Raw genomic sequence first — 24719 nt, 5'->3', positions numbered from 1 at the left:
TTATTTCTTGCGAACTTCTACCTTAAGAAGCGCATCCACACCGGGATAGAGGCCAACACGAACTTCGTGCTGTCCCAAGGTGCGAATAGGTTGTTTTAAATCAACCAGCTTGTGATCAATATTAAATCCCTGCAAAGCAAGTGCCTCGGAGAGGTGGCGCGACGTAACGGCACCGAACAGCTTCTCCTCCTCACCCGTCTCTCTCTCCAAAACAAGAGAGACCTGCCCAATCCGTTCCGCAAGAAGCTGCGCCTCCTGTTTCTGCTTATCCCGCCTGGCCTGAATCGTGTTGAATGACTTCTCAAGCTCCTTCAGGTTTCCGGCCGTGGCTAAAACGGCCTTCTTTTGGGGCAACAGATAATTTCTCCCAAAACCGGGCGAAACCTCTACCACTTCACCCGCTTGACCGACAGAACGAATATCTTCCCTGAGTATGACCTTCATAAAAAGCTCCTTCCTTCGTTTCCCCCCTTTGTTACTTGTTTCTCACGCCTAAAATCAAACCAAAAATCAAAGAGCCCCAAGAGAATAAGTAAAACCATAACGATCTGAAAAAAAATCATAAAGAAAAAGAGTACTGCCATCCGAAGGAGGGGTGATAATCGTTTTTGCAGAAAAAAGTGGAAGATCGCAAGCCCCTGAAAAAAAGAGATTGTTGCCGCAATGATCAGAACATTCAAGAATCCCCACGCAATGACAGACTGCGGAAAAAAATAGAAGCTAGCCAGATAGCCCCCTCCGGACAAGATCGGAATCCAAATCCACTGTTCTTTCAACCTCCAGAGAGAAAAATCGCCCCACTGGCCAAAGAGTCGTCCAGAGGCCCAACGACGGAGCAGCCAAAGATTGATCGCGACAATCATGAGAGTCATACTAATGATCAACGAGGGGAAAAGTCGCCATAGAGAGTGAATCAGTGGATCCACCATCTTAAGACCTTCCTCAACGGACAATTCCGGATTTAGTTCGGCAAGGCGCTGAAAGGCAAAAATGATCCCTTCCCTCCCCTGACTTACAAGATCGACTGATTGGACCTTCATAAAAATAAAAATGGCTGCCAACACCAGCAGAAAAGAAGAACCGACAGCCACTGCAACGCCTCTCTCCATGGAACGCACCTTTCGGCCAATAAAGATCAATGAAAAACCGATCCACAAATAATAAAAAAACGAGAGGAGTGAAAAATTACGAATACCCACTACGGTAAAATGGGGGAAAAAAACCATGCCGGGTAAAAAGGAGAGGGGTGCCTGCGGAAGGTCATAAGCGAGAACAAGAGAAAAAATGGATAAAAATGCCGCTAGCAAAGCAGCCCAAATCCCCCTGCGAACCATCAAGATGGAAAAGGGTAGAGGCGTCAGGAGGCCGAAGAGTCCGCTCCCATAAAAAAAGAGGGCCGCAACGACCGTTAAGGTCAAGCTTAAAACCATGTTATTAGAAAGAGCCTTGAAAACCGCCGACAAAAGGTAACAAGGCAAGGATACGGGCCCGTTTGATCGCCTCGGTGATCCGACGCTGATGAAAGGCACAGGCCCCCGTAACACGCCGGGGAATAATCTTTCCACGTTCCGTGGTAAACGGCTGGAGGATTCTTGGCTCCTTATAATCAATAAAGAGTTTCGGATCGGCGCAAAAACGGCAGACCTTTTTCCTAAACGGTGCTTTTCCCGATGAGATATCAATCATCATAATTTATAATTCTCCTTTCGCAGCCTGTGGAATTTGAATGGTCAGAAAGCGCAGCACTTCTTCCGTCAAGCGCAGGTTCTTCTCAACCTCCTGAACAAGATTTCCACGCCCCTCGTAATTCACCTGATAATAATGTCCCTTACTCTGACGAGCAATCTGGTAAGCGAGGCTTCGAATGCCCAGATCCTTCTGCTCCAGAATCTTTCCTCCGTTTCGCGCAACGAGATCGGAAAGACGACCACCCACCTTCTTGTTCCCCTCTTCCGACAAATCGGTTCGAAGAACATATACCGTTTCATATGACATATTCTCTCTCCTCCTTATTTCCTGATCCAGTTTTCAATCAAATGTTCCCCTTGTTCATACATCCGACCCACAGCTTCCTCCTCTTCCGGAAAGAAGGGAGACAAGACATAATCCTCAACCTGCCCTTTAAGGGCCGGACGACCCACTCCCAAACGGATGCGGTAAAAGGCGTTTGTTCCAAGATGGTCCGCGATCGAAAGAACTCCCTTATGACCAGCTGCCCCGGCATCAAAAACCTGTTGGGCACGCCCTACGGCAAGGTCGATATCATCATGAACAACCATCAAATCATCACCACCTAACTTATAAAAATAGAGCGCCTCTTTAACCGCTTCACCAGACCGATTCATGAATTTCTGAGGACAGAGGAGAAAAAAATTTTCCGATTCCAGCTCCCCTTCCGCAAAAGAGGAGTCAAACCGGCCTTTCCACCGTACAATCCCTCGGTTTGCGGCAAAGCGTCCCAGGAGTACCGCCCCTGCATTGTGTCTTGTCCTCTCATACTCCTTGCCCGGATTTCCCAACCCAACGACCAACTTCATTTCTCCTCTTTCCTGATCTTTGCTATTTTTTCCCTTCTTTCTTCTCTTCCTTCTTCTCTTCGACTTTTTCAGCCCCTTCTGCTGGCGCTGCAGTCGCTGCCCCCTCCACTCCCGGTACCACCGCACCTTCCACCGCCACCGGTTCAGGCGCCTTTTCCTCCTTGGGTGCGACAACGGCAACGACAGTGAAGGTTGGATCCTGAACAATCTCAACCCCCTCCGGCAACTTAAGAGCACTCACATGGAGACTGTGCCCGATATCAATCCCGCTCACATCCACCTCGATCACCTCCGGGATATCGGTCGGCAAACAACGAACATCCAGATCACGGCGGGGCTGTTCGATCAATCCGCCTTTCTCCAGACCGATTGCCTTGCCAATCAGTTTGACAGGAACAGCAACGGTCACCTTCTCCTTCATATCAACCTTCATAAGATCGATGTGGATCATGTGATGATGGATCACATCCGTCTGAAAATCCTTGATCATGACAACCAGGGGATCTTTTGTCTTCTTGCCCTCAAAATCCAACTCCATCAACACGTTTAACCCGGCTGATTGAACAAGCGCAGAGAGCTCACGCCCGTTAACCGACAAATTCATCGTTTCAAAACCGTGCCCATAAAGAACGGAGGGGATACGTCCTGCTCGTCGGAGAGAGCCCAATATCCCTTTTGTACCGACCTCTCTCATTTCCGCCTTAAGTTTGAGTCTTTCTGTTGCCATAGGATCTCCCTCCTCTACTAAATAAACAATGACGATACCGAATCGCCGGTATGAATACGCCGGATCGCCTCACCCAAAATTTCAGCCACCGTTAGTACACAAATCTTGTTCGTCTTCTTTGCCTTGTCTCCCAGAGGAATCGTGTCAGAAACAACCAGTTGTTGTAAGGGTGACTCATGTATCTTTTGCACCGCCGCTCCCGACAGGACCGGATGGGTACAGATCGCCACCACCGATTTGGCACCATGGTCCATGATCGACTGGGCCGCGTTGCACAGAGTCCCGGCGGTATCAACAATATCATCGACAAGAATCGCCTTCTTCCCCTGAACATCGCCGATCAGATGCATGACGGCTGACTCATTCGGACGCTCCCGTCTCTTGTCAATAATCGCCAACTCAGCATTTAATCTTTTGGCATAAGCCCTGGCCCGTTCGGTCCCCCCCGCATCAGGCGAGACAATCACAAGGTCCTTCTCTCCCCATTGCCTTGTTGCATAATCGAGAAAAATCGGGGTGGCGTAAAGATGATCAAACGGGATGTTGAAAAATCCCTGAATCTGTCCGGCATGAAGATCCATTGAAATAATCCGGTTAGCCCCAGCGGCCGTCAAAAGATCTGCCACCATTTTCGATGTAATCGGCGTGCGAGGTTGAACTTTTCGGTCCTGGCGGGCATATCCATAATAGGGGATCACGGCGTTGATTTTGTCGGCCGAGGCCCGTTTCAAGGTATCAATCATGATGAGAAGCTCGCAGAGATTTTCGTTCACCGGACTGCAGGTTGGCTGAACCACATAGACATCCATCCCCCGGACATTCTCGTCCACCTCGACAAAAATTTCCCCGTCGGAGAAACGTTTGATCTGAGCCTGACCCAGCGGAACACCAATATATTTGGCCATTTTTTCCGACAGCTCCGGATTCGCGGTTCCAGAGAAGATTTTGAGCTGCTGATAGATAGCCATATACCTCTCCTTGACTAAAAACGCCTCTGTCCCTTATCGTGCCGCCACCATTCGGGGGTCGTCTAACGGCAGGACAGGGGCCTTTGAAGCCCTTAATTGAGGTTCGATTCCTCACCCCCGAGCAATCGAGCCGATTTCATAACCGGATAAGAAGCACTACAAACTTCTTCCGTTCCACATCCACCAATTTGGATCTCTCTGCTTCTTGAGGACTTCGTATCCCCGGTCTCGAGACGCCGTCGATTCAAACAGGCCGAAGACGGTCGGTCCGCTTCCGCTCATGAGCGCCACGAGGGCCCCGGCATCGATCAACAACTTCTTGATCCGATCCAGGACCGGATAGCGGGGAATCACAACCTTTTCGAGGTCGTTTTCAAGCGGGAAGGTGGTACCACCTACCCTGATAGCTGTCAACCCCTCTGGAGGCGTGGCGCGGGTGGGCGCCCGATCTGAGCCACCCGCCTTTAAAATTTGCTTCTCAATATTTTCATCAAACCATCGATAAGCCTCCTTTGTTGAGACAGGAAATCCGGGATTAATCAGAATAACAGGATAAGACTCTATTATGAACGGGCTTAAAACCTCTCCAATGCCCTGAACGCGACAAGCCCCTCGCAGAAGAAAAAATGGGACATCCGCTCCCACACACGCACCGATCTCTCCAAGCCTCTGCTCCGACCATCCTAACTCCAGGACCTGATTCAACCAAAGGAGAAGGGCCGCCGCATCACTCGACCCAGCCCCCAATCCGGCTGCAACCGGTGAGTTCTTCTTAAGAAATATCCTCAGACCAAACTTTTTTCCACTCTCCTCCGCCACAAGAGTCGCCATCTTCCAGAGGGTATTGGAGGAATTTACGGGGATCGTTGAGACATTGGATCGAATCTCGATCCCTTCATGAACCAATTCCGTTTCAATTTCATCGGAGAGATCCAACTTGACCATGACCATATCGAGGAGGTGGTAACCGTCGTCGCGTCGACCGGTGATTTTAAGATGCAGGTTGATCTTTGCCCAGGCAACCAGTTTTTTTCTGTTCACTATCATGCGTCGCCTCTTCTCACCTTGGCAGTCGTTGACGTCAAGTTTCCTTTAAAAATGACATCTTAATTAACCCCATGGTCCATTTCATGCATTGCGGCAAATTAGCCCTTTTTCGGGGTGGGCTGACCCCCCAAAATAGGTGCTATATGATTTTTGGGTCCATCTCTATAAAATAGCAATAAATATCATTATGTTATATGTCGTGTGCCGGTCTATTTTGGCACAGATGTTGCTCCCTTATCCCCCTGAACCCTAAGGGGTTAGGGAGACGAGTGTGGCAGGACGCATAAAAACGGGGACTGAAGGAACTAATTTAAGGTCGACGACCGATCTGAGTCTGCAGGAGGCGGGCCGAAGCGAGACTGTTTCTCCCGCCAATGCCGAACCCCAAAAATCATCTCCGCCCTCGACCTGTTACATCAGCTTTGGTCCTCCGAAACCGCCGCAACCGACCGGCAAACTCTCCCCCTCCGAAATCTTGCGACAGGCGAAAAAACTTCGTGATCGCTTGAGTAATCTACAAAACTCCCCTTCACAAACGTTCAACGATTTTTTGAAAAACTTTGCACCTTTTGAAGAGACAAAAGCCTTGGCAACGATTGCCTACTGGAACACCAATCCCGGAAACCTCGCCCAGATTGAACAAGCAATCCTGTTCCTCGAGGAATATGAACGGCTTTTGATAGCAGGGGAGCGATTGAGACAGGAGTTCCCCCAGGGAATCCGGAATGATCCAACGTTTCAAAAAATTGAGCAAGAGGATCCGGAAGCAGCAAAGAGACTGGAAGCTGCCTTTTATTTGATGCGAGGGCAAATGATCTCTGTCCGTCCTGGAACAGAGCCGACTCCATTATTCCCTCCGACCTACGAAGGAATCTATGAAACGTTGTTCCAATTTACGAATGCCGACTTCAAGAAATTCCTCGATCGCGCCTCGGCCGAACAGGGGATCGGGCTCCACTATGAAGATTTTGGTTTTACTTTTATAGTAAACAACTCCTGTGAACCAGCTCCCGAGCCGAAAAAACCTTCCCACACTGCCCCGAAAAGAAAGGATTCCAAGGTAGAAGCCGCTGGGCGGGAAATTCCCGAGGTCGAGTCCCGCCAAAAAATATTTGAGACAACGGCAAGACTCATCGGTGCGCGTCAACTTGCAAAAATCCTTGAAGCCGAAAATCCTCCCGCTCTCTCATTGGCTGATCTTGGGAAAATCCGTGTTGGGCTTGAAGAGGAGCTCTCTTCTCTCATGAAAGAGCTCCCCCCTTTTCTTACAGCGGAACAATTACGAAAAATAAAAAATGACCTCGACTATTGGATGAGAAGTTTGAAAAGTCATTACCATCTCTTTCTGCCGCGTGATTTTGCGGGCGTTCCTCTCCACGAAAAGATCCCCCTTACTCCTCAAACAAAAGAGCTGCTGACGAGAATCTCCGGAGAGACGGCCCGTCTCGAGGCATTCCTCTTAACTCAGCGTCTCCAGAAGGAGAAGGAAGAGATCTCAGAACTTGGTATGGAGCCCTCCGTTCGCCACCGTCTCAACCTCAAACTAAGCCAACTCCTGAAGCTCGGGAGAGAGGGTGAACCGTCCGATATACCAGCGCTCGCGAGTCAAATCATGACGGGGATCGATCGCAACACGCTCCGCCTTTCAATAGCCCGTCAAATCGAGGCGTTCTCGGACCCCGATGGCGTCATCCAGAGAGGCTATCGTGACTGGAAGTTTCTCTACGGCGATTACGGACCCGGGATGCACCCGAAAAATTTTGAATATGCCGTCTCCCTCCTGCAACAGTGCGACAAATATCTTGCCGAGGGGAATGTCGAGGAGGCGCAGAAACTGTTCGCCGAGCTCTCAGGATCCGAATTCTACAAAGATCTCTTCGCCTACCTTAAGGCCTATCAGGAACATGATGTGGTTCGGGAGCTCGCAAAAGGGGTCGCGATCGTGATCGTCGCCGGCATGACGGGTGGCCTCGTCGCGAGTACCGTTGCCCCGTATCTCGAGGGTTCACTGCTTGGAAAGGCAACCCTCGCACTCATTGAAGGAACCGCGTTCGTCGTGACCGAAAAGGCACTTTCCGGAGAGATCAGTCCCACAAAGATCCTGAACGGAGAGACAACGGTTGGTCAACTAACGGCTGAGACATTAATCGACATCGCGTTTGCGGCACCGATGCTCGCGTATCTCAGAAAGGTCAGCAAGATATCCAGGGGGGCAATAGAAGGTCTTAAACAAAAGGGATTCGAAAAGGCACTCCTGCTTTCACCACGACTCGCCAAACGACTCAAGAAATTGGGTCCTGAAGGGAAGGTCCTGGAGAAGATCGGCGAATATCTGGGTGACCTCGTCGCCTTTACGGCCTGGGAAGAGGTGGAGGGGATAGGTCGTCAGTCACTCGATGGGGAGATCGACTTTGAAAAGGTGGCCGAACAGGTCTGGTCCTGGGAAGGGACGTACAACCGGGCGCTCTTTCTGGGGGCCTTGAAACTTGGCCATCATGCCGCCTCCCCCGCCTTTCAACCGATCGGTGGCTGGGTCAACGATAGAACGGTCAAACATCATCTCAAGAGGCTTCAAGCAATCCAACAGGAGACGGGAGGGGCGCTAAGGGGGCTCCGGACGATCGGCGTGAAAGGGGCCGGGGATGTCGAGAAACTTGAGAATGACCAGTTGGCCCTCCTCGATCCGACCTTCAAGAGACTTTTGACGCTTCAGAAAAGAAAAGTCGCGATCCTCTCTGCCCTTGAGGGACTCGCACCGGAAGGGGGGCAGAAGAGTGAACTCCAGGCAGCCGTTGCGCGAGAAAAAGGGGCACTTCAAGAGGCAGGGGATTTTTATGCAAACGCGCAGGAACTTAAGAAGAGGAAAGACAGGTGGCTCCCATCCGATGAGGCGAAAGAGCCAATTGATCTCGCCCGAGTCGATCATGACCCACGAAAATCCCACACCTCTCGTCTGATTCTAGAAGGATATAACGCCCAACTCGCGGAGTATGACCGAGCCGTTATCAAGAGAGAGGGCGGCATTGAACCGTTGACCGCCGGTGAGAGAAAAATTCTGCAAGACCCTGAGCTCCAGAAACTCGACCAAAAGAGAACAGCCTTCATTGACCAGCTGAGGCGAGATCTCGCCCGAATACCGGTCGCCGAGAGGGAGGCAGTGAGGACAGCACTCGCCCAAAGGCCAGGCCCGTTCCGGGATCAGGTGATCCGGGAGGAGACAGAGAGGATCCTGAAGGCGCTCCCGTTTGGGCCGGAACTGAGAAGCCGCTTCCCCGACAAAGACCCGGTCGTCCTCCTCAATCAGTTTTTACGAGGTGAACTCGGAAGGGAACCGACCCATGCCGAGGTCACCGCGATGTATGACACCTTCTGGCGATGGAAATTCTCGGGGGTCACTCTCTATGATGTAGGTAACAATTTAAGACTCCCCCCCGAAATAGCGGGGGCTCAACCGGTTTACCAAATCTACACCAAGGAGTTGTTAGACGCGATGGCAACTTATCTTGAACGGCAGATCCTTGATTTTCATACCCAACAGGGACGGCCTCCAAGACTTGTTGAAATCGCGGCAGGAGACGGTCGTCTAACAAGGGCCCTAAACCGACGTCTTGCGGCCAGTGAGGCGTTAAGAGAGAGGGGGCTCTCGCTCCAGATTCAGGCGACGGATAATTATCAATATGCCGGGGATGGGAGGATAGCCTTTCCGCCTGATGTTCAACGAAAGGAGGCTGTTGAGGCAGCCAAGGATGGAGATATCCTGATTGGGAGCAGTTGGCCTCATCGCGGCCCCTTTGAAGGCAGGGTTGGTCGGGAGTTAATTGATCATCCTGAAAAAATACTCATTCTTATCCATTCTGGCACCCGCGGGGAAGACGGCAGCCCAACCCTCGACCTCCTTGTTGGAAGCCGCCTCCAATTATCGAACCCGGAAAATTTGAATCAAACCCCCGATGGAAAGCGACTTCCAACCTCCACACGCCCACTCTTCCACAATCCGGAAAAAAACGATCTATTCACTGCAACCCATTTTGGTTCAGACAACCCACGCGAATCCCAAGTGAGGGTGTATCGGGCTCGCACCGGACCAGCGGCGTCTGAGGCAAGAACTACAGAAAGAGCCGGTTCATTTTACAGGGCAGAACTAGCACGCCTAAATCAAGAATTAAGTGAATACGATCGTCTCTCAAGCCTCAAACGGCAAGGGACGATTTCTGCAACCGAAACAGAACAGCTAACAAGTCTTGAGAGGGGGCAGAAGGCAAAAATTGCTGAACGCCAACAACTGATTAGGTCAAATTATAAATATCACGACCTCGTATCAGGCAACACAGAAGGGAGTGATATTCGATCCCATCTTGAGGCCCACCTTTCAGAGGTCGATCTTGGCTCCAATTTCACCTTTGGTCAGGAGAGGGTCTTTCAAAATAGTGGACAGCTCCTCTCCTTCTCGGAAACAGTTCTTGAGCGGGCCTATCGTGGAGAGCTACCACCAGGGACAGAGTTCACAGCCACTGTTAACGGAAAGAACGCCAAGGTGCGAATCATGCAGAGTGATGAGGTGGCTGATGGCGCTAAGGTAGGACCTTCCGTCGCGGGGGGTCGTGTGGTTGTTCAGGTAATCTTTGAAGAGCCGATTGGGAAAGATGGTGTCGTTGAAATTTCACAGGTTCCTCCGGGAGGACATGTCATTGTTGCTGATCGCACCAGTGGAGGAAGGACTGAGAAGGTCTACCTCGTCAATGGAGAGAAAAGAGACACGAGTGTCATGTACATTATCGGTGGAACCTATGGGCCTACCGGAAAATTTGGCCTCTACACCGCCTACACCGGTCGATATGCCCCACCGATGAATGACACCACCTACTGGGGTCAGCGGGCCTTTTTAATGGGCGACCAACGCTCTTTCACGGTCGACGCCCGGGGGCAGGTTCACGAAGAGGCCAGCACCAACCTCCAAAAAATGAGGGAGGCAGGAAAGGTTAAAAACCCCCGAATCGAAGGGGGGGGTATCCGACGTGTTGCGGATCTATTGATTGACAGACTCATCGTTGAAAAACGACGCACCATTCATTACTCGAGATATTGGGGAGAAATATGGGGAAATCCCCAGCTCATGACAGCCGAACAAAGGGAATTTGCCCTAAGTCTCCTGACCGCAGAAAATCTTAGACCAGAATACCTTGCAGAGATCGCCAGAAAATTCAAAGGGAAGTCCCCTGCCGAGCTTTTCTCAGAAGGAAAGTTAAAGGACGCCCCTTGGTTTAAGGACAGCAAGAATCATGATCTCTTAACAAACAGGCTCTCACCGGAACAAAAACAGGCTGCCTGGAAAGGGGCGGGCCTTCAAGACAAGCAAAATCGATTTTATGAAAGGAAGCAAAAGGAACTAACTCAGCTCTATGAAATAGTTAAGTCGCACCTTGAGAGGCTCGGTATCAGTCCAGAGGGACAAACATTTGTCGACATCGCTGGTGGGGCGGGGGATGTCTCACGCGTCCTTGTTGAAAGTTTTAGAACGAGTCGGGGAACCGTCTTGGATTTCGATCGTGACCAATTAAGCTATGCCCGCGCCCTTAATCGCAGACTAGGACAGAATCTAGAGACAAGGCCTTTTGATATCCGGGCAGAAAAGATCCCTGATGGACTTTGGGTTGCCAAACATCCCTGTGGCGATCTGGTCGATCATATTATCCAACAATGGGCTCAAAATCCGAATTCCCCTGCCCTCTTCATTGTGACCTGCTGTCAAGGCCATGCTCAAAATTCCCCGCTGGGGCCTCAAATGTACGGGATAGAACCAGCCCGATGGAAAGAACTGACACGAAAATCTGACTGGACCTCGCATCCTGACGAGGCCAAAAGGAGAGAAGGTTATGCCGCAATGCGAGAGTTGGATTCGGCTCGTGTTGAATACCTCCGTAAACTTGGCTTCGATGTGGAACTCCGACAGGTAGAAGGGGCTGTAAAAGGGAATCTTATTGTTGCCCACCGAAGGCAAGCAGCTTCACCACCTCCTCCCACTCAAAGTGCCCCTTCAAGTAATGGAAAACATTTTAGGTGGGCGGATAACCTTGTAGAACAGGCCAAAAAAGTGGGGGATTCCTCACTTTTGGCCCAGGCAACTGCCCTCAGGGAAAGGTCCAAAACCGAAGAGGGTGAAGAGCTTGGTCGGTCACTCTCCTTACTGAGCAAAACACTCGGTACCCGTCTTAAAGAAGCAAAGGCGAAGAGGATCACTGAGGAGGGGGATCCTGCCGCAGCTCCATGGAAGACGATGGGCGAACTCGAATTCTTGAGACAGGAAGGGATCATTGATGAGGATCTGTTTGCAGCCTATCGTCAATGCATCACACTCCCCGGTGCCCAACAGAAGGTTATTAAGGCGGTTGGGGAGGCAATGGGAAGTGTTAGAAAGGCGAAGGCAACAGGCAATAAGTTATTCCTCGTTGGGGCCTATAACAACCTTAAAGGGACCCTCTCAGAACTCACCAGGCAGGCACAGATACATCCTGCATCAGCTCCAGCACAGGAGGCTGTTGCACAAAGAGACCTCAAGGTCACTTTTACAGGGCTTCGAAATGGAAGACGAGTAGAAATGACCTCCGCAATAGAACAAGATGTACCACTCGATGGACATATCTGGGAAATCAAGGACTACAGGCAGTGGAATGCGGGCTCAACAGAGCAGGTCAAGAACCAGGCGTTAAAATATCAGCGGGCGATCAATCAGGGGCTGTTTCAGGGGGCCACGATCGAGGTCTTGGGTAATGTGGATCCCAAATTTATCCAATTTCTTCAAGAATATGCCCCCGATGTTGAGCTCTTATACACCTTGGAACTTCCTGATGGGCACGAAGTAAGTGTCGTTTTGAAAAGAGCAAGTAATGGACATTCGTTGGCATCCTCCAAAATATCTGAACGCCTCACGATCCGTGAGAGAAGAATCGCTGACGGTCTACAGGCAGCTGTCGATAGGGGAGATCTCTCACTCCTCGCCAATGACATTATAGAGAGCGTTGATCTTGAGGGAAGCAGTTTCAAGGATGAACTGATGAAGGCCTATGACCCAGCAGTCAAACGAATCGACCCGACCAGGATCGAGTCATTGGAGGCGTTTCGAGAGTACGATCGCTTGGTCCATGAAAAGAGATGGAGAATATTTGGCAAAGCTGAACCGGTCGCTCCGGTGACAAAACAGACCCCGGGCCCCGTTCGAACCCGGCAACCATTCGGCGTCCTGTATGGTGGATTCACAACCGCCGGACAGGGGGTCATCATCCCACACGATGGAACGGTTGTAAAAAATGAGGCCGGTCTTGAGATCCGGTTTAACGAGCAAGAGCGATGTTATGAATATCGACGTGAGGGGGAGGACCACTGGCGTGAGATCAGCGTAGCAGAGACGATTATACTCTCTAACCCGGGTGATCGGTTGGTCCAGCCCCGCGTTTATACGCTCGTTACGATGGAGGGTTTAATTGACGGCGATCCGTATCAGCAGTTTGACGACTTGAGGACCCAGGCAGAGTCACAGCTCCATAAAAATGGCATTGATCCCTACCTCCGCAAACTGGGAGACCGGGGTTCACCGATCGATCGTCATAATCTGGAGATGCTCTTTTCCGAGGCCGCCAAGAAGGCGGAAGCTGTCTACTATCAAACCGCCGAGGGCCGAGAGATCGGCATGGGGATGGGCCACGTAAGGCTCTTTGCGTTGATCGATCGAAACGGGCAAATCACCGACTTTGTCCAGGACGCCCCCGAGATCGATCGATTGAGCAAGGAAGGGATCTCGCAACCCCCTCGTCCGGATGGAACAACCGTTGTCGAGATCCGACTCGATAATATGACGGGGCAGGTCCTTGTGAATGACCGGGGGCTGATCGTCCCGTCTCTCACACCGGCTGCGCTGGCCCGATACAACAACCTCCACCGTTTTGTCGCAAGGGTAGGCCCTACCTTCAATGGACGAACTTTGCAGTATCTCATGTCGCTCCCTCGTTAATGGACCACGCAAAAATAATAGAACGTCTGCTTCGGGCACCTCGAAAAACGGCCCAGATGCAAGGCGCCCGCAAGGCTGCGACCGGAGCGTACTTTCGTGGTACGTGAGGACGCGGACGAAGCGGGCAACACAGCAGATGGGTAGTTTTTGAGGTGCCCTTCTGTTATTGCCTTTCTACTCAGTTTTCTCTAGTGAAGAGACATGGGCACCGACAAAATCTCGGAGAAAAGAAACCTCAAACTCTACCAGCTATCGCGCCTCAAGGAGGGGTTTGCCACGAGCTTTGACGGCACGAAGATCCATTTTCAATCGGTGGGGCAGGGATCTCCGCCTATTGTTTGCTGTAATGGCCTCTCCGTCTCCACTTTTTTTTGGGTCTACCTTGAAAAGCATTTTGAACAGTTTCAACAGGTCGTCACCTGGGATTACCGCGGACATGGGCAGTCCTCGCTCAACGAGCATACCAAGAACTATTCAATCCAGGCGCTCGTCAAGGATCTGGAGGCAGTCCTGGAGGCACTGAAGATCAAAAAGGCGATCTTTGCAGGACACAGCATGGGGAGCCAGGTGATGTTCGAGTTTTATCGTCGCCATCCGAAACGGGTCGCGGGGATGATCTCCTGTTTTGGCTACCCAGGCCACCCGATGGACAGCTTCTTCAACCTCAGATTCTCGCCGCTCATCTTCCGACTGGTCTATTTCCTGGGGACACAGTTTCCCAAACAGGCGACCGCGATCAGCCGCTTCTTTCTTGCCAATCCGCTCTCCTTCTGGGCGGGTGGGCTTTTGAAGGTGATGAATACCGGAATGATTGAACGAAAATATGCCGAACAATACATTGAGCACGTCTTGAGCCGTGATCCGCTTCTCTTCCCGACCCTCCTCAAGAGCTCCCAGGAGAACAGCGCCGATGATATTCTCAAAAAGATCAAGGTCCCCACGCTGATTTTAGGCGGTGAACTCGATCAGTTCACCCCTGCCTGGATCTCCAAAAAGATGCATCGCCTGATCCCGAATTCCGAGATCCTCATGATCCATAAGGCAACCCACGCCGCTCTTGTGGAGCAGCCCGAGCTCGTGAATCTTCGTATTGAGAAATTTCTTCTCGAGAAAAAGCTACTTCGAAAACGCTAAAAAGATCGTCGTATCGTCTCTTTTAATGTGCAGGCGGACGATCTGCCCCTTCTTGATCTTTTTCGATTCCCTCTCAAAGTCAGAGCTCTTCACAATCTTTACGTTGTTTAGAGAAAGCAGAATATCCCCTCGCTGGATCCCTCCAAAGTCAGCAGAACTGCCTCCCTCGACCCCCATCACAAGAACCCCCTCCTTCACACCGACCTCCCTCATCTCCTCAGGAGTCAGATCGCGGACCGCCAATCCAAGTTCACCCGAGGTTGTGGAGGTTGACTCCGCCGCCTGCTTCTCTCCCTCCTCCATCTCACCCAGCTTGACCTTAAGCTCTTTTTCTTTGCCATCACGCAGAACTTTCATGATCGATTCCTTGCCGACCGGGAGATGCGCTACAAGGTTTGGCAGTGCATGAGAATCCAAAATCTTGTTCCCGTCGAATTCGGTGACAATATCACCGGCCTTAAGTCCCGCCTTGTCCGCCGGACTATTGGGGAAGACGTTCCCGACAAGCGCCCCCTTTGGCTCCTTGAGTCCGAACGATTCCGCCAATTCCGGGGTTAATTCCTGAATACCAACACCCAGCCAGGCCCGGGTCACCTTTCCACTCTTGACCAATTGGGGAACCAGCTCTTTCGCCATGTTGATCGGGATCGCAAAACCGATTCCCTGGGCGGCTGCAACAATGGCGGAGTTCACCCCAACCACTTCACCCTTGAGATTAAACAACGGACCACCCGAATTTCCAGGGTTAATCGAGGCATCGGTCTGGATGAAATCATCATAAGGGCCCGCCCCGATCACCCTTCCCTTCGCGGAAACAATTCCTGCCGTCACGGTGTGATCGAGTCCAAACGGATTTCCAACTGCCATGACCCAATCTCCCACATGAAGCTGATTGGAATCACCCAAGACGACCGCGGGGAGCTCCTTGGCCTTGATTTTAATGACCGCCAGATCGGTCTTGGGATCGGTTCCGATAATTTCGGCATCAAATTTTCGTTTATCCGTCAGCTGGACCTGAATCTCATCCGCCCCTTCAATGACATGGTTATTCGTAATGATATGCCCATCGGCGCCGAAGATGAAACCGGAACCAAGACTCCTCTGCGGACGCTCAGACGGTCCCGGTCCTGGCCCCTGAAAAAACCGGTCAAAAAAATCATCAAACGGATCCTGGGGTCCAGGTCCCCGAAAACCACGGGGGGTCGCCTGCCGCTGGACCTTCTTCGTTGTACTGATGTTCACAACCGAGGGGCTCACCTTGTCAGCAAGCTCTGCAAATGAGGGAAGTCCTGTGGGAGAAGCCGTTCCTCCAAAAAGTCCAACCGGTTGGACGGGTCTGGCGTATTCCACCGCCTCGGCCGAGGAGGTTGCCTGAAAATGATCCTTGAGTAGTCCCCCTACGAGGAGCCCCAAAAGCCCCATTCCCAATCCCCAGAAGATGACTAGTTTTCGCCTCATCGATCGTCTCTCCTCTTTTTAAAAAATATAAATGATTTTGGACGGATGTTTAGCGATCCGTTCCACGAGTGTCAAGATGCCTTAGGCCGCCACCCCCTCCCTTGACAGACGGCCCTCCTATGAATAGAGTAGATTCACAGTTCAAATTATGAGCAATTTACCGGTTCCACAAGGATCGCTTGCCTCGTATCTCGTTGAGATCAACAGATTTCCTCTACTCTCACAGCAGGAGGAGAGGGAGCTTGCACTTCGCTATTACGAGCAAGGAGAGATCGAAGCGGCCCACAAGCTTGTCACATCCAACTTGAGGTTCGTCGTCAAGGTCGCCAATGAATATGCCGGATACGGTATCCGGATGGCCGACCTCATTCAGGAAGGGAATATCGGTCTCATGCAGGCGGTTAAAAAGTTTAATCCGCACAGGGGATTTCGTCTCATCTCCTACGCCGTTTGGTGGATTCGGGCCTATATCCAGAACTTTATCCTCAAGAACTGGAGCCTCGTGAAGATCGGAACAACGCAGGCCCAAAGAAAATTGTTTTACAAACTAAATCAGGCGAAGAGGGCGATTGCCAAACATCTTCGTGGAGAAGAGTTGGGGGAGGAGCAGTATCTCTCAATCGCTAAAAATCTGAATGTGCGTGAAGAGGATGTCGTCGAGATGGATTCGCGAATGAGGGGGCGCGACACCTCTCTGGATGAACCTCTCGGTGAAGAGGGCCGGTCGACCCGGTTGGATCTCATCCCGTCCCAGGAGAATCAGGAAAGCCAGTTCGTCACGATGGAAGATTCATTGCAAGCCAAGACCTCTGTCTCAACCGCCCTCATGGGACTCAATGAACGTGAGCGCTTTGTCATTCAAAACCGTTTTCTGAAAGATAAACCGATGACCCTCCAGGAGATCGGTAACTCTTATGGTATCACGCGTGAAAGGGCGCGACAGATCGAGGCCAGTGCCCTGAAGAAGATGCGACTTGCCCTTACGCCAGCCCTTGCCAGTTAAGCCACTTTTTACACAACCTCATTTTACCCCCCGTCGATGGAGCCGTTGGTGGGGGCAACAAGCGCCACAAGTAGTCTCTCGTCGACCGATTCCTTTGTGCCGATCCCTACAAACCGGGATTACCAAAGGACAACGGGACTAGCGGTCGCTAATCCATTTCTCTTTGATCGTTATCGCATGACAGAATACGACGCCTGGTGGGCTCACTATACGGACCGCATCGGCTCCGTGGGGGGATGGGGAGAGACACTGGGAATCTCGGGTGCAATGCACGTTGGCATGAAGTGGGGATCCGGAAAAATAACGGGAGGACTTAGGAAAGTCGGACTCAAATCGGGTAGCACAGGGCTCGCCCTTACAACCGTTGCTGCCTCCTCACTCATGTCAGGCCTCATGATCCTGTATCAAACAATCCGTTACGGTCATCCCGCTGAAGAGAGTTTTCTCAAACGATGGGGGGTTGGGCTCCTCTTTTCACTCCCTTCCGTTGGCCTTGGGATCGGGGCAATGGGCCTCTTCCATCGTTTGGCCCAACTGCGTGGGATGTCATCCGGACTGATGCTCTTTACCGCCGACCTCTGCACAGAACCGCTACAGGCGGGGCTCAGCGTCGGCGTCGGAAAGGGCTTGGAATCGGTCGGTGCAACTCCTGAGTCAACCATGACAACGAGTGAACGATTCCGCCGTGAACTTTTTGAAGGTCTTCCCTTTTTCATGGCTGGCAACGGAGTTGGAAAAACAATCGACCGCATTCAAGCCCCCTTCCTCAATACAACACAACAGGCCTTTCTTCACTTGGCAACCCTGCCTCCGCAGCAAAGGGCCTCTCTTGCCTCAGAACTTGGTATTATTGGTCATCATCGAGGGGCTCGGCGGTCCCTCAGGGGAGAAACCCCGTTGCCTCCCGAGGTGGAGGTTCTTGACGGCTCCAACATCGTCACCGCCTGTGATTGGACCCGAACACCACCCGTCCTTAGGACGAAAAGGCTGCTCCTCCCCGGGGTTTGGAGCGGATATATCCCTCATAACGGTATTGAGGGGGGGCGGGCCTCCGTAACCGGAAATGCGGATCTAAACGGCCAATGGCTCTGGCCGCTCCGGGATAAAGCGGGACCGGCACTTACAATAAACCAGGCCGACACGATCCTCCTCTACCACTACCTTGAGATGTACCTGCAGTGGCTTGAAGGACTCGGATACAATCCCTCAAAGATCCTCGGCTCCCTTCATCAAGGCCGCTCTCACAGCATCCGGGCCAAATCGAACGACTTCAAAGACGCCAATGCGTATGCCCACCTGCAAGAGGAATACCTCTCGTTTGGATATACTGATCGGTTTCATGTCGCCGCGGAGGGGGAATCCGTCTTTCATGAGGCACAGCATCTCCTTCTTTATCATATCATGCCGGACTTTAACGGCATTGAGGCACGCGCCGTGCATGAGTCGTCGGGCGATCTCGATGCCGCCTTCTGTTTTGACAACCCGGTCATGAGCGAACCGTGGGTCGTCGAGTGGGGAGGGAAACTCTCTCCCGAAGTAGGACTCTTGACCGTCAAGAATAACAAAGTTCTGAGCAAGATCGGGTCGGAACCGCACGCACGGGGAGAGGTCTATTCCGGTTTTTGGTGGTCTCTCTACGAGGGGTTGCAAAAGTTGCCCCAGTCAAGGCCGACCGATGCACTTCGATTTGTCTCCCTCCTCCACGAGGAGTTCAAATTCTCCTTTTCCACACGAACACCACGTCCCGCCGATGTTGTCGATGCGGCGTTACGTGCCGTTAAACGACTGGAGCAGGCGGGTCAGGAGACGAAACGACCCGATCTCTTCCCTTATCCCAGGACCGATGTCGAAAAGATCATTACGGAAGAGGGAAAACGACGGCAACTGCTCTCTACACGTCAACCACCCTCTGCTTCCACGGAGACAGACTCAAGCATTTCCGCCTCAACCTTGCGCAGCCTGAGGGATTCCTACCGGCAATCAGGGATCCGCTTTCAGGCGCGGCATGAAGCGGCCTCTCTCAACGGATCCGTTCAAAGCTTCCGGCAACTCTATGAGCCTCAAACAGTCCAACTACGCCAGGCCCAGCGAAAAGTGGAGGTTGTGGAGAGAGGCCTGATTGTCTGGAGAGATAGCAACAGAAAGGTGATTGAAATTTCGCGCCGCGATGTCCGGCAGGATTTCTCCTCGATGGATGAGACGATCGACATCCCGTTTCCGGAGGCGGTTGACTACGCCCGAAAACGGATCGAACAGGAACGGGATCAGATCCAAAGGGATCTGGCAAACAGCAAGTCCTTCAGGGATCAGCAGGCCCTTAAAGGGAGAGAAAAAACCTTTAGTGAACTCCTCGCCCTCGGGATCTCAAGCGAAAAAATGAAGCCAAGACTTGTTATTGTAGGCGATGAAAACCGGTTCTCCTATACAATCGATCTCGGAGTTATAACAATCTATGTCCCCACTCGTAAATCACGGGGCCTGGTTGCTCTCGAGCCACATGAGATAGGGATTCGCGATAACTTCTTTGTCTCCTGATTAACCTCTTCGCGTTTTCTGTTTGACTTCAAAGAATTCTGGCGCAATTCTTCGGGCCGTCATTATTAAAAAGGGGGTAACAATGACATTTCGGACCAACCAGAATTACCACGATTTTCTGCGTCGCGTAGAAAATGAAATCATGTCCCATCCCATTATTCATGACAACCAGTATACCCGCTGGTTCAAAGAAGGCGCGTTTACGCTGGACGATCTGAGACATTTCACAACGCAGTTTTCCGTCTTCTCCAACTTCTTTATAATCGCTCAGCTCAAAAAGGTAATTAACGCAGTAAGCCTTGAGGAGATGAGGGCCAGCAAAGAGATCCTGGCTAACGAGATCGGCGTCGTTTTCCACAAGAAGGATCCAAATCATCATGAGAGAGAGTTTGCCCCCGATGAGGCACCAAATAACCCGGAGCTCGTCAGTTCTGAGGGAACCGTTCAGGGAGGGCTCTTCCACTTTGAGGCAGCCCATTTCGAGTGGCTACTCAACTTTGCCAAGCCCCTGGGATTGGAATTCAGCGATCTCGGTAAGAGGCATCATGGGACCACCACAACGCTCCATTTCACCGATGGCCTTGAAAGGATCTATGGAGGAATCGATTTTAGCCGAAGCGCTGGCGCAAGCTTTGCGATTGAAAACTGGGCCGCGGCCGGCTTCTGGAAGGAGTTGATTCAAGGCCTCAAAATATTCCGTCAGAAAACGGGTATGAAGCTCAACCTTGGCTTCTGGACCTTTCATGATCGCCTGGAAGACCAGCATGCCCAGCATACAAAAGATGAGTTACGGGAGGTTTTCTTCTATCAGCAATTCAATGAAGACAAGTTTGTTCAGGCAGGACGTGAGATGCTCGATTGCTGCGCCGTTTTTTGGAACGGTCTTCACGAAGATCAACTGAAAAGGCAGACTGAAGACAGGAAAGCAGTATGATCCAGACCGACCATTTTGTTGGAGGCAAGCGGGTCAAGGCGTTCTCCCAAGAGTCCTATACCTCCCTCAACCCTTCTAATAATGAGGCGATTGCGACTTTCTTTGTTGGCAACGCCCAAGATATTGACCGGGCGGTCCAATCCGCCCGGGAGGCGTTTGACAAAGGCCCCTGGCCACGTTTACCAATCAAGGAGCGCATCAAAATTCTTCTCAAGTTCGCCAACATTATTCGAAGAGAGTCTGATTTTTTAGGGACACTGGAATCGCAGGATGTCGGCAAGCTCAAGGAGGAATGTATCCGTCATGATGTCGCCCGCGCCGCTGAGAATATCGCCTTCTTTGCCAAACAGATGGAGGAGTGGCCCGAAGAGACGTTCACCGGAGAAGGGAAGTTCCTTGGAAAACCGGTCAAGACGAGGAGCGACGTAAAGAGGCTTCCCGTCGGTGTTGCAGGACTGATCATCCCCTGGAACAGCCCGATTATGTTGGGGACCTGGAAGATCGGTCCCTGTATCGCCACCGGGAATACCTGTATCCTCAAACCACCCCCCTGGACATCGCTCAGCTGCCTCCAACTGGGGGAGCTGGCGAATGAGGCAGGCATTCCCGCAGGCGTGATCAACATTCTTCCGGGTGGTCCAGAGGCGGGAGAGGCGTTGGTACGCCATCCCTCTGTCAACCGGATCTCCTTTACGGGATCCGTTCCGGGGGGAAAGGTGGTGGCAAAGGCTAATGCAGAGACTAGACTCGCCCCCCTCTCTTTAGAATTGGGAGGAAAATCTCCCGCCGTTGTCTTTGCTGACTGCGATCTTGATTTAACGATCAAAGGTGTCGCACGGGGAATCTTCCGAAGCCAGGGACAATCGTGCGTCGCTGGATCACGCCTTTTATTAGAGCAGTCCATCTACAACGACTTTCTGGAGAGGTTGATTCTCTTTGCAAAAAAAATGAAGATCGGAAACCCACTGGAGCCAAGTTCGGAGATAGGCCCCCTGGTCTCACGTGAGCATCTGCAACGTGTGGAGGCTTATATTCAAACAGGGATTCAAGAGGGGGCACGACTGCTAACCGGCGGTAAAAGACCGAACGATCCTGCCTTAAGTCGGGGCAACTTTCTGGAACCAACAATCTTCGATCAAGTAAAACCGACCATGAAAATTTTTCGGGAAGAGATCTTTGGACCGGTTCTTGTTGTTCTCCCTTTCCGCTCCGAAGAAGAAGCGGTCCAGTTAGCCAATAATTCGGAATTTGGCCTCTCCTCAAGCGTTTGGACAAAAGACGAGAGGAAGGCGATGCGTGTGGCGGAGGCACTGGAAGCCGGTATGGTCTGGATCAACAGCCATTTCGTGCGGGATCTTCGAGTGCCTTTTGGTGGCGTTAAAAATAGCGGGATCGGCTCGGAGGGCGGCCGCTACAGCCTTGAGTTCTATACCCAACCAAAGATGATCTGTTGTACAGAAGAGATGTAGCTTAGAGCAACGAATCTTAACTAAACACTCGGAGCCCCGCAGCAATCAACTGCTCTGCTACAAGCGACACGGGTGCTGTAAAACGATCTCCCGCTCCTGTAGGTCGAGCAAACGGTATCGGAACGGGAAAACGATGCACCCGACGGAAGAAGAGTCCAAACTTAGCTGGCCAGATCTCGATTTTCGCTCGTAAGGATTCAGGAACGGTTTGTCTCTTAAGATGCCTTGCCAACACCCAAAGTTTTACTCGACCCAGTCCCAGGTTATTAAACCGATCGATTAGAATCGCTTGTTCCCTGGGGGGTCAACTTTCTAACATCAACAAGCTCCCCCACCCCAACAAGCGCCCCCCTCGGTATCTTTCGAGAGTCAAGTCGATAAGCCCGAACGACGGAGTCGTGAACTGTTCTGTCAGAGGTAAATAAAAGGACAGGTCCACGGTATCCATTCGCCCAATCAAAATCGCGGGTCTTGACGGCTGCAAAACTATCACAGACCAGCTTACCATCAAACATCAGTTCATGATAAGGAACCGCATTGGAAATAACAGGCAATGTGGCAGGTGTGATGTCAAGAGACAACAACATAGCCGACAGATCGTCAAACAACAATTTAAGTTTCTGCCTTTTTTTCTAAAAAGTTTTCGTTGTAATTGAAAACTTATTATGATATGTTTTCGATATGAATGGAGAAATTTCTTCGGCCCCAAACTTGAGATTTCTCCTCTCTGAGCAGGCGGAACGGTTTAAAAGGATGGATCGAGGGTTCCCCCGTGAGGCATTGGAGGAGGTCAAACCTTATCTCAAATCCCCCGCCATCGTGGTAATCACAGGTCTAAGGCGTTCCGGAAAATCGACCCTCCAGGCCCAATTGGCCGATGTCTGTTTTCCGAATGACTACTACTACCTTAATTTTGATGATGAGCGTTGGACAGGATTTGAAGCGGCTGGCTTCAGCCGGGTCCATGAAATGTTGATTGAGTTGTTTGGTGAAAAAAAATATTTTTTGATGGACGAGGTCCAGAACATTCCCCATTGGGAGCTCTTTGTCCGTCGTTTGCACGATGCAGGACACAAGATCATCATCACGGGCTCCAATGCATCCCTCTTAAGCCGTGAGATCGGCAGTCACCTGACGGGACGCCACCGGGAAGTCGAACTGTTTCCATTCTCTTTTCGGGAGTATCTCGGCTTCAAGGGAGTCGAACCGATCGCCCAAAATACGACCCAATCGGCGTATCTGAAAAGGGGGCTCCACGACTATTTAAAAACAGGCGGGATTCCGGATGCGCTCAAATATCCCGAAGATGATTTTTGCGCACAGCTCTACCAAGACATTATTTACCGCGACATCAGCGCCCGTTACTCGATCGACTCACTCAAAAACTTAAAAGAGCTGTCATTGTACTTGGCAGGAAACGCGGGGAAACCGGTTTCATTTAACAAATTGCGCCAAATGCTCATGCTGGGAAGCGTTAATACCGTCAAGACCTACATCGACTACCTGGAAACGAGTTGGTTGTACTTCATCATCAACACGTATTCCACCTCGATGAAGCAGCAGCAAATAGCTCCAAAAAAAGTCTATTGTATTGACAACGGCATTATCAACCAGGTCGCTTTTCGGTCTTCGGATGATACGGGATGGCTTCTAGAAAATGTGGTTTTTCTCCATCTTCGAAAAAAAACTTCGGAAATTTTTTATGCCAAAAATGACGACGGATCGGAGATAGATTTTCTGATTCGGAAAGGGCCCAAACCGGTTCATCTCATCCAGGTCTCCGCTTCACTGGCCGCAGAAGAGACACGAAAGCGCGAAGTAAATAGTCTCCTCACCGGCATGAGACGTTATAAAATCAACGAGGCAACGATTGTGACCCTTGAAGAGGAAGAAACAATCCGTGACAAAAATTCTTACATCAGGATTGTTCCCGCTACAAAATGGCTGACCGATCCTAAGGTAACATAAGCCCCCTGCTACCGAAGCAATCGATTCAACAGCGGCAAAGTTTTCTCAAGATTCTCACGATACCGGCGATCCGGCGAGAGATAAGGCGCCCTTGGTGGTCCCATGTCGATACCGGTTACAACCGATGAGACCATCTTGGTCGTGCCGATATGTTTTTTGTTGTCTTCGCCGCCTCGCGGAAAGACCTCATTCAACAAACATTGAATCTTTTCCACCCGATCCCTCTCCCCCTTCTGCCAAAGTTCCCACATCCGCACACAGGCCGGAACCCCAAAGACGTTGATAAAACCACCGCTCGATCCCAAAACCAAACCGGTTGAAAAGGCCCGAAAGGTGGTAAAAACCTTCGCACGCCCTGCCACCTCTTGGAAAAGTGGTTCAAGCTCCACATGACGATCCGTCTTGACCTCCTTGATGCCTACAACGCCCGGAATACCAACCAATCTTCCAATAAATTCGCGCCGCATATAAAATTTGGAAAGCGCCGGGTTGTGGTAAATGACAAGCGGCAAGCCGGTCTCTGCGGCTAATTGGTAATGGCGATACACCTCCTCTTCATCCGGAAGCCAGTAATAGGGAGGGATGAGCTGGGCGGCATCGTATCCGAGCTCCTTCGCAATGTTTGAATGGCGAATCACCTCGCGTGTATGGGTGGCTGCCGTCATCGCAATAGTGAACAAATGGGGATATTGAGAGGCCTGTTCCTTGCAAACCTCAAAGCATTTCCAGCGCTCCTCATTCGTCATGACGGCAAATTCGCCGATACTGGGGGTCACCACAATACCACTCACCCCCTGTGCAACAGCCCAATCAATTTCCGCCCGAAGCGCTCCAAAATCGATCTCCTCACTTTTGTTAAGGGGTGTCACCAGCATTGCAACAACACCCTCCAGTTTTTTTGCTTTCATAGGATCTCCTTATATCCCCACCCCGG

At 51.3% G+C, this 24719-nt stretch carries 18 protein-coding genes and 1 tRNA gene; 8 read left to right on the top strand and 11 right to left on the bottom strand.

From position 1 onward, the window contains the following. The 7 genes from HYT77_00850 to HYT77_00820 are packed head-to-tail and all read right to left on the bottom strand — an operon-like array spanning position 1 to position 4232. The gene (locus tag HYT77_00850) at positions 1-444 is read right to left on the bottom strand and encodes a 50S ribosomal protein L9 (GenBank protein MBI2066547.1); all 444 of its coding nucleotides are present in this window, start codon (positions 442-444) and stop codon (positions 1-3) included. Further along, the gene (locus HYT77_00845) at positions 441-1430 is read right to left on the bottom strand and encodes a DUF2232 domain-containing protein (protein ID MBI2066546.1); all 990 of its coding nucleotides are present in this window, start codon (positions 1428-1430) and stop codon (positions 441-443) included. Before HYT77_00845 ends, HYT77_00850 begins: the two co-directional genes overlap by 4 nt. A 4-nt stretch (positions 1431-1434) precedes the next feature. Continuing rightward, positions 1435-1689, bottom strand: coding sequence for a 30S ribosomal protein S18 (locus HYT77_00840; protein ID MBI2066545.1), 255 nt, complete (start codon positions 1687-1689; stop codon positions 1435-1437). Between the two features lie 3 nt (positions 1690-1692). Then, positions 1693-1995 carry a 30S ribosomal protein S6 gene (rpsF, locus tag HYT77_00835; GenBank protein MBI2066544.1) on the bottom strand — a complete coding sequence of 101 codons (303 nt, stop codon included), beginning with the start codon at positions 1993-1995 and terminating at the stop codon, positions 1693-1695. 14 nt (positions 1996-2009) lie between these two features. Next, a complete protein-coding gene (locus HYT77_00830; protein MBI2066543.1) occupies positions 2010-2537 on the bottom strand; it encodes an aminoacyl-tRNA hydrolase in 528 nt (175 codons plus the stop codon). Positions 2538-2559: 22 nt separating this feature from the next. Further along, positions 2560-3264 carry a 50S ribosomal protein L25 gene (locus HYT77_00825; GenBank protein MBI2066542.1) on the bottom strand — a complete coding sequence of 235 codons (705 nt, stop codon included), beginning with the start codon at positions 3262-3264 and terminating at the stop codon, positions 2560-2562. A gap of 17 nt (positions 3265-3281) precedes the next feature. Beyond that, complete coding sequence (locus tag HYT77_00820) at positions 3282-4232, bottom strand: ribose-phosphate pyrophosphokinase (protein MBI2066541.1); 951 nt, start codon at positions 4230-4232, stop codon at positions 3282-3284. Positions 4233-4283: 51 nt separating this feature from the next. Between HYT77_00820 and HYT77_00815 the strand changes: the two genes are divergently transcribed. Further along, positions 4284-4354 (top strand) — tRNA-Gln (locus HYT77_00815). A 34-nt stretch (positions 4355-4388) separates the two neighbouring features. Here the strand turns inward: HYT77_00815 and ispE are convergent. Further along, on the bottom strand, positions 4389-5279 hold the full coding sequence (ispE, locus tag HYT77_00810) for a 4-(cytidine 5'-diphospho)-2-C-methyl-D-erythritol kinase (GenBank protein MBI2066540.1): 891 nt from the start codon (positions 5277-5279) through the stop codon (positions 4389-4391). 271 nt (positions 5280-5550) lie between these two features. Here ispE and HYT77_00805 point away from each other — a divergent pair, with 271 nt between their 5' ends. Together HYT77_00805 and HYT77_00800 are read left to right on the top strand one after the other, a co-directional pair. Beyond that, the gene (locus HYT77_00805; GenBank protein ID MBI2066539.1) at positions 5551-13284 is read left to right on the top strand and encodes a methyltransferase; all 7734 of its coding nucleotides are present in this window, start codon (positions 5551-5553) and stop codon (positions 13282-13284) included. A 201-nt stretch (positions 13285-13485) separates the two neighbouring features. Beyond that, positions 13486-14418 (top strand): alpha/beta hydrolase, encoded by a 933-nt coding sequence (locus HYT77_00800; GenBank protein ID MBI2066538.1) that lies wholly within the window; start codon positions 13486-13488, stop codon positions 14416-14418. Here HYT77_00800 and HYT77_00795 read toward each other — a convergent pair. Next, positions 14401-15876: a DegQ family serine endoprotease gene (locus HYT77_00795; GenBank protein ID MBI2066537.1), complete on the bottom strand. Its 1476-nt coding sequence runs from the start codon at positions 15874-15876 to the stop codon at positions 14401-14403. The genes HYT77_00800 and HYT77_00795 overlap by 18 nt on opposite strands. A 148-nt stretch (positions 15877-16024) precedes the next feature. On the opposite strand from HYT77_00795, the gene rpoH reads away from it, so the two are divergent. The 4 genes from rpoH to HYT77_00775 are packed head-to-tail and all read left to right on the top strand — an operon-like array spanning position 16025 to position 21817. After that, positions 16025-16879, top strand: a complete 855-nt coding sequence (rpoH, locus tag HYT77_00790; protein MBI2066536.1) for an RNA polymerase sigma factor RpoH — start codon at positions 16025-16027, stop codon at positions 16877-16879. A gap of 48 nt (positions 16880-16927) precedes the next feature. Next, positions 16928-19414 carry a hypothetical protein gene (locus HYT77_00785; GenBank protein MBI2066535.1) on the top strand — a complete coding sequence of 829 codons (2487 nt, stop codon included), beginning with the start codon at positions 16928-16930 and terminating at the stop codon, positions 19412-19414. A gap of 22 nt (positions 19415-19436) precedes the next feature. Beyond that, positions 19437-20348 carry a hypothetical protein gene (locus HYT77_00780; protein MBI2066534.1) on the top strand — a complete coding sequence of 304 codons (912 nt, stop codon included), beginning with the start codon at positions 19437-19439 and terminating at the stop codon, positions 20346-20348. After that, entirely contained in the window at positions 20345-21817 is a 1473-nt protein-coding gene (locus HYT77_00775) for an aldehyde dehydrogenase (protein ID MBI2066533.1), read from the top strand. The genes HYT77_00780 and HYT77_00775 overlap by 4 nt, the downstream gene beginning before the upstream one ends. Positions 21818-22083: 266 nt before the next feature. Here the strand turns inward: HYT77_00775 and HYT77_00770 are convergent, their stop codons facing one another. Continuing rightward, positions 22084-22404: a hypothetical protein gene (locus tag HYT77_00770; protein ID MBI2066532.1), complete on the bottom strand. Its 321-nt coding sequence runs from the start codon at positions 22402-22404 to the stop codon at positions 22084-22086. A gap of 94 nt (positions 22405-22498) precedes the next feature. Here HYT77_00770 and HYT77_00765 point away from each other — a divergent pair, with 94 nt between their 5' ends. Next, the gene (locus HYT77_00765) at positions 22499-23785 is read left to right on the top strand and encodes an ATP-binding protein (protein MBI2066531.1); all 1287 of its coding nucleotides are present in this window, start codon (positions 22499-22501) and stop codon (positions 23783-23785) included. Positions 23786-23793: 8 nt separating this feature from the next. On the opposite strand, the gene HYT77_00760 is transcribed toward HYT77_00765, so the two are convergent. Next, the gene (locus HYT77_00760; GenBank protein ID MBI2066530.1) at positions 23794-24693 is read right to left on the bottom strand and encodes a dihydrodipicolinate synthase family protein; all 900 of its coding nucleotides are present in this window, start codon (positions 24691-24693) and stop codon (positions 23794-23796) included. Positions 24694-24719: the final 26 nt, after the last annotated feature.

The organism is Deltaproteobacteria bacterium (assembly GCA_016180855.1).
Classification (GTDB): domain Bacteria; phylum UBA10199; class UBA10199; order JACPAL01; family JACPAL01; genus JACPAL01.
Note: the sequence above shows the minus strand (reverse complement) of the source record. Positions and strands in the feature narration are given on the sequence as shown.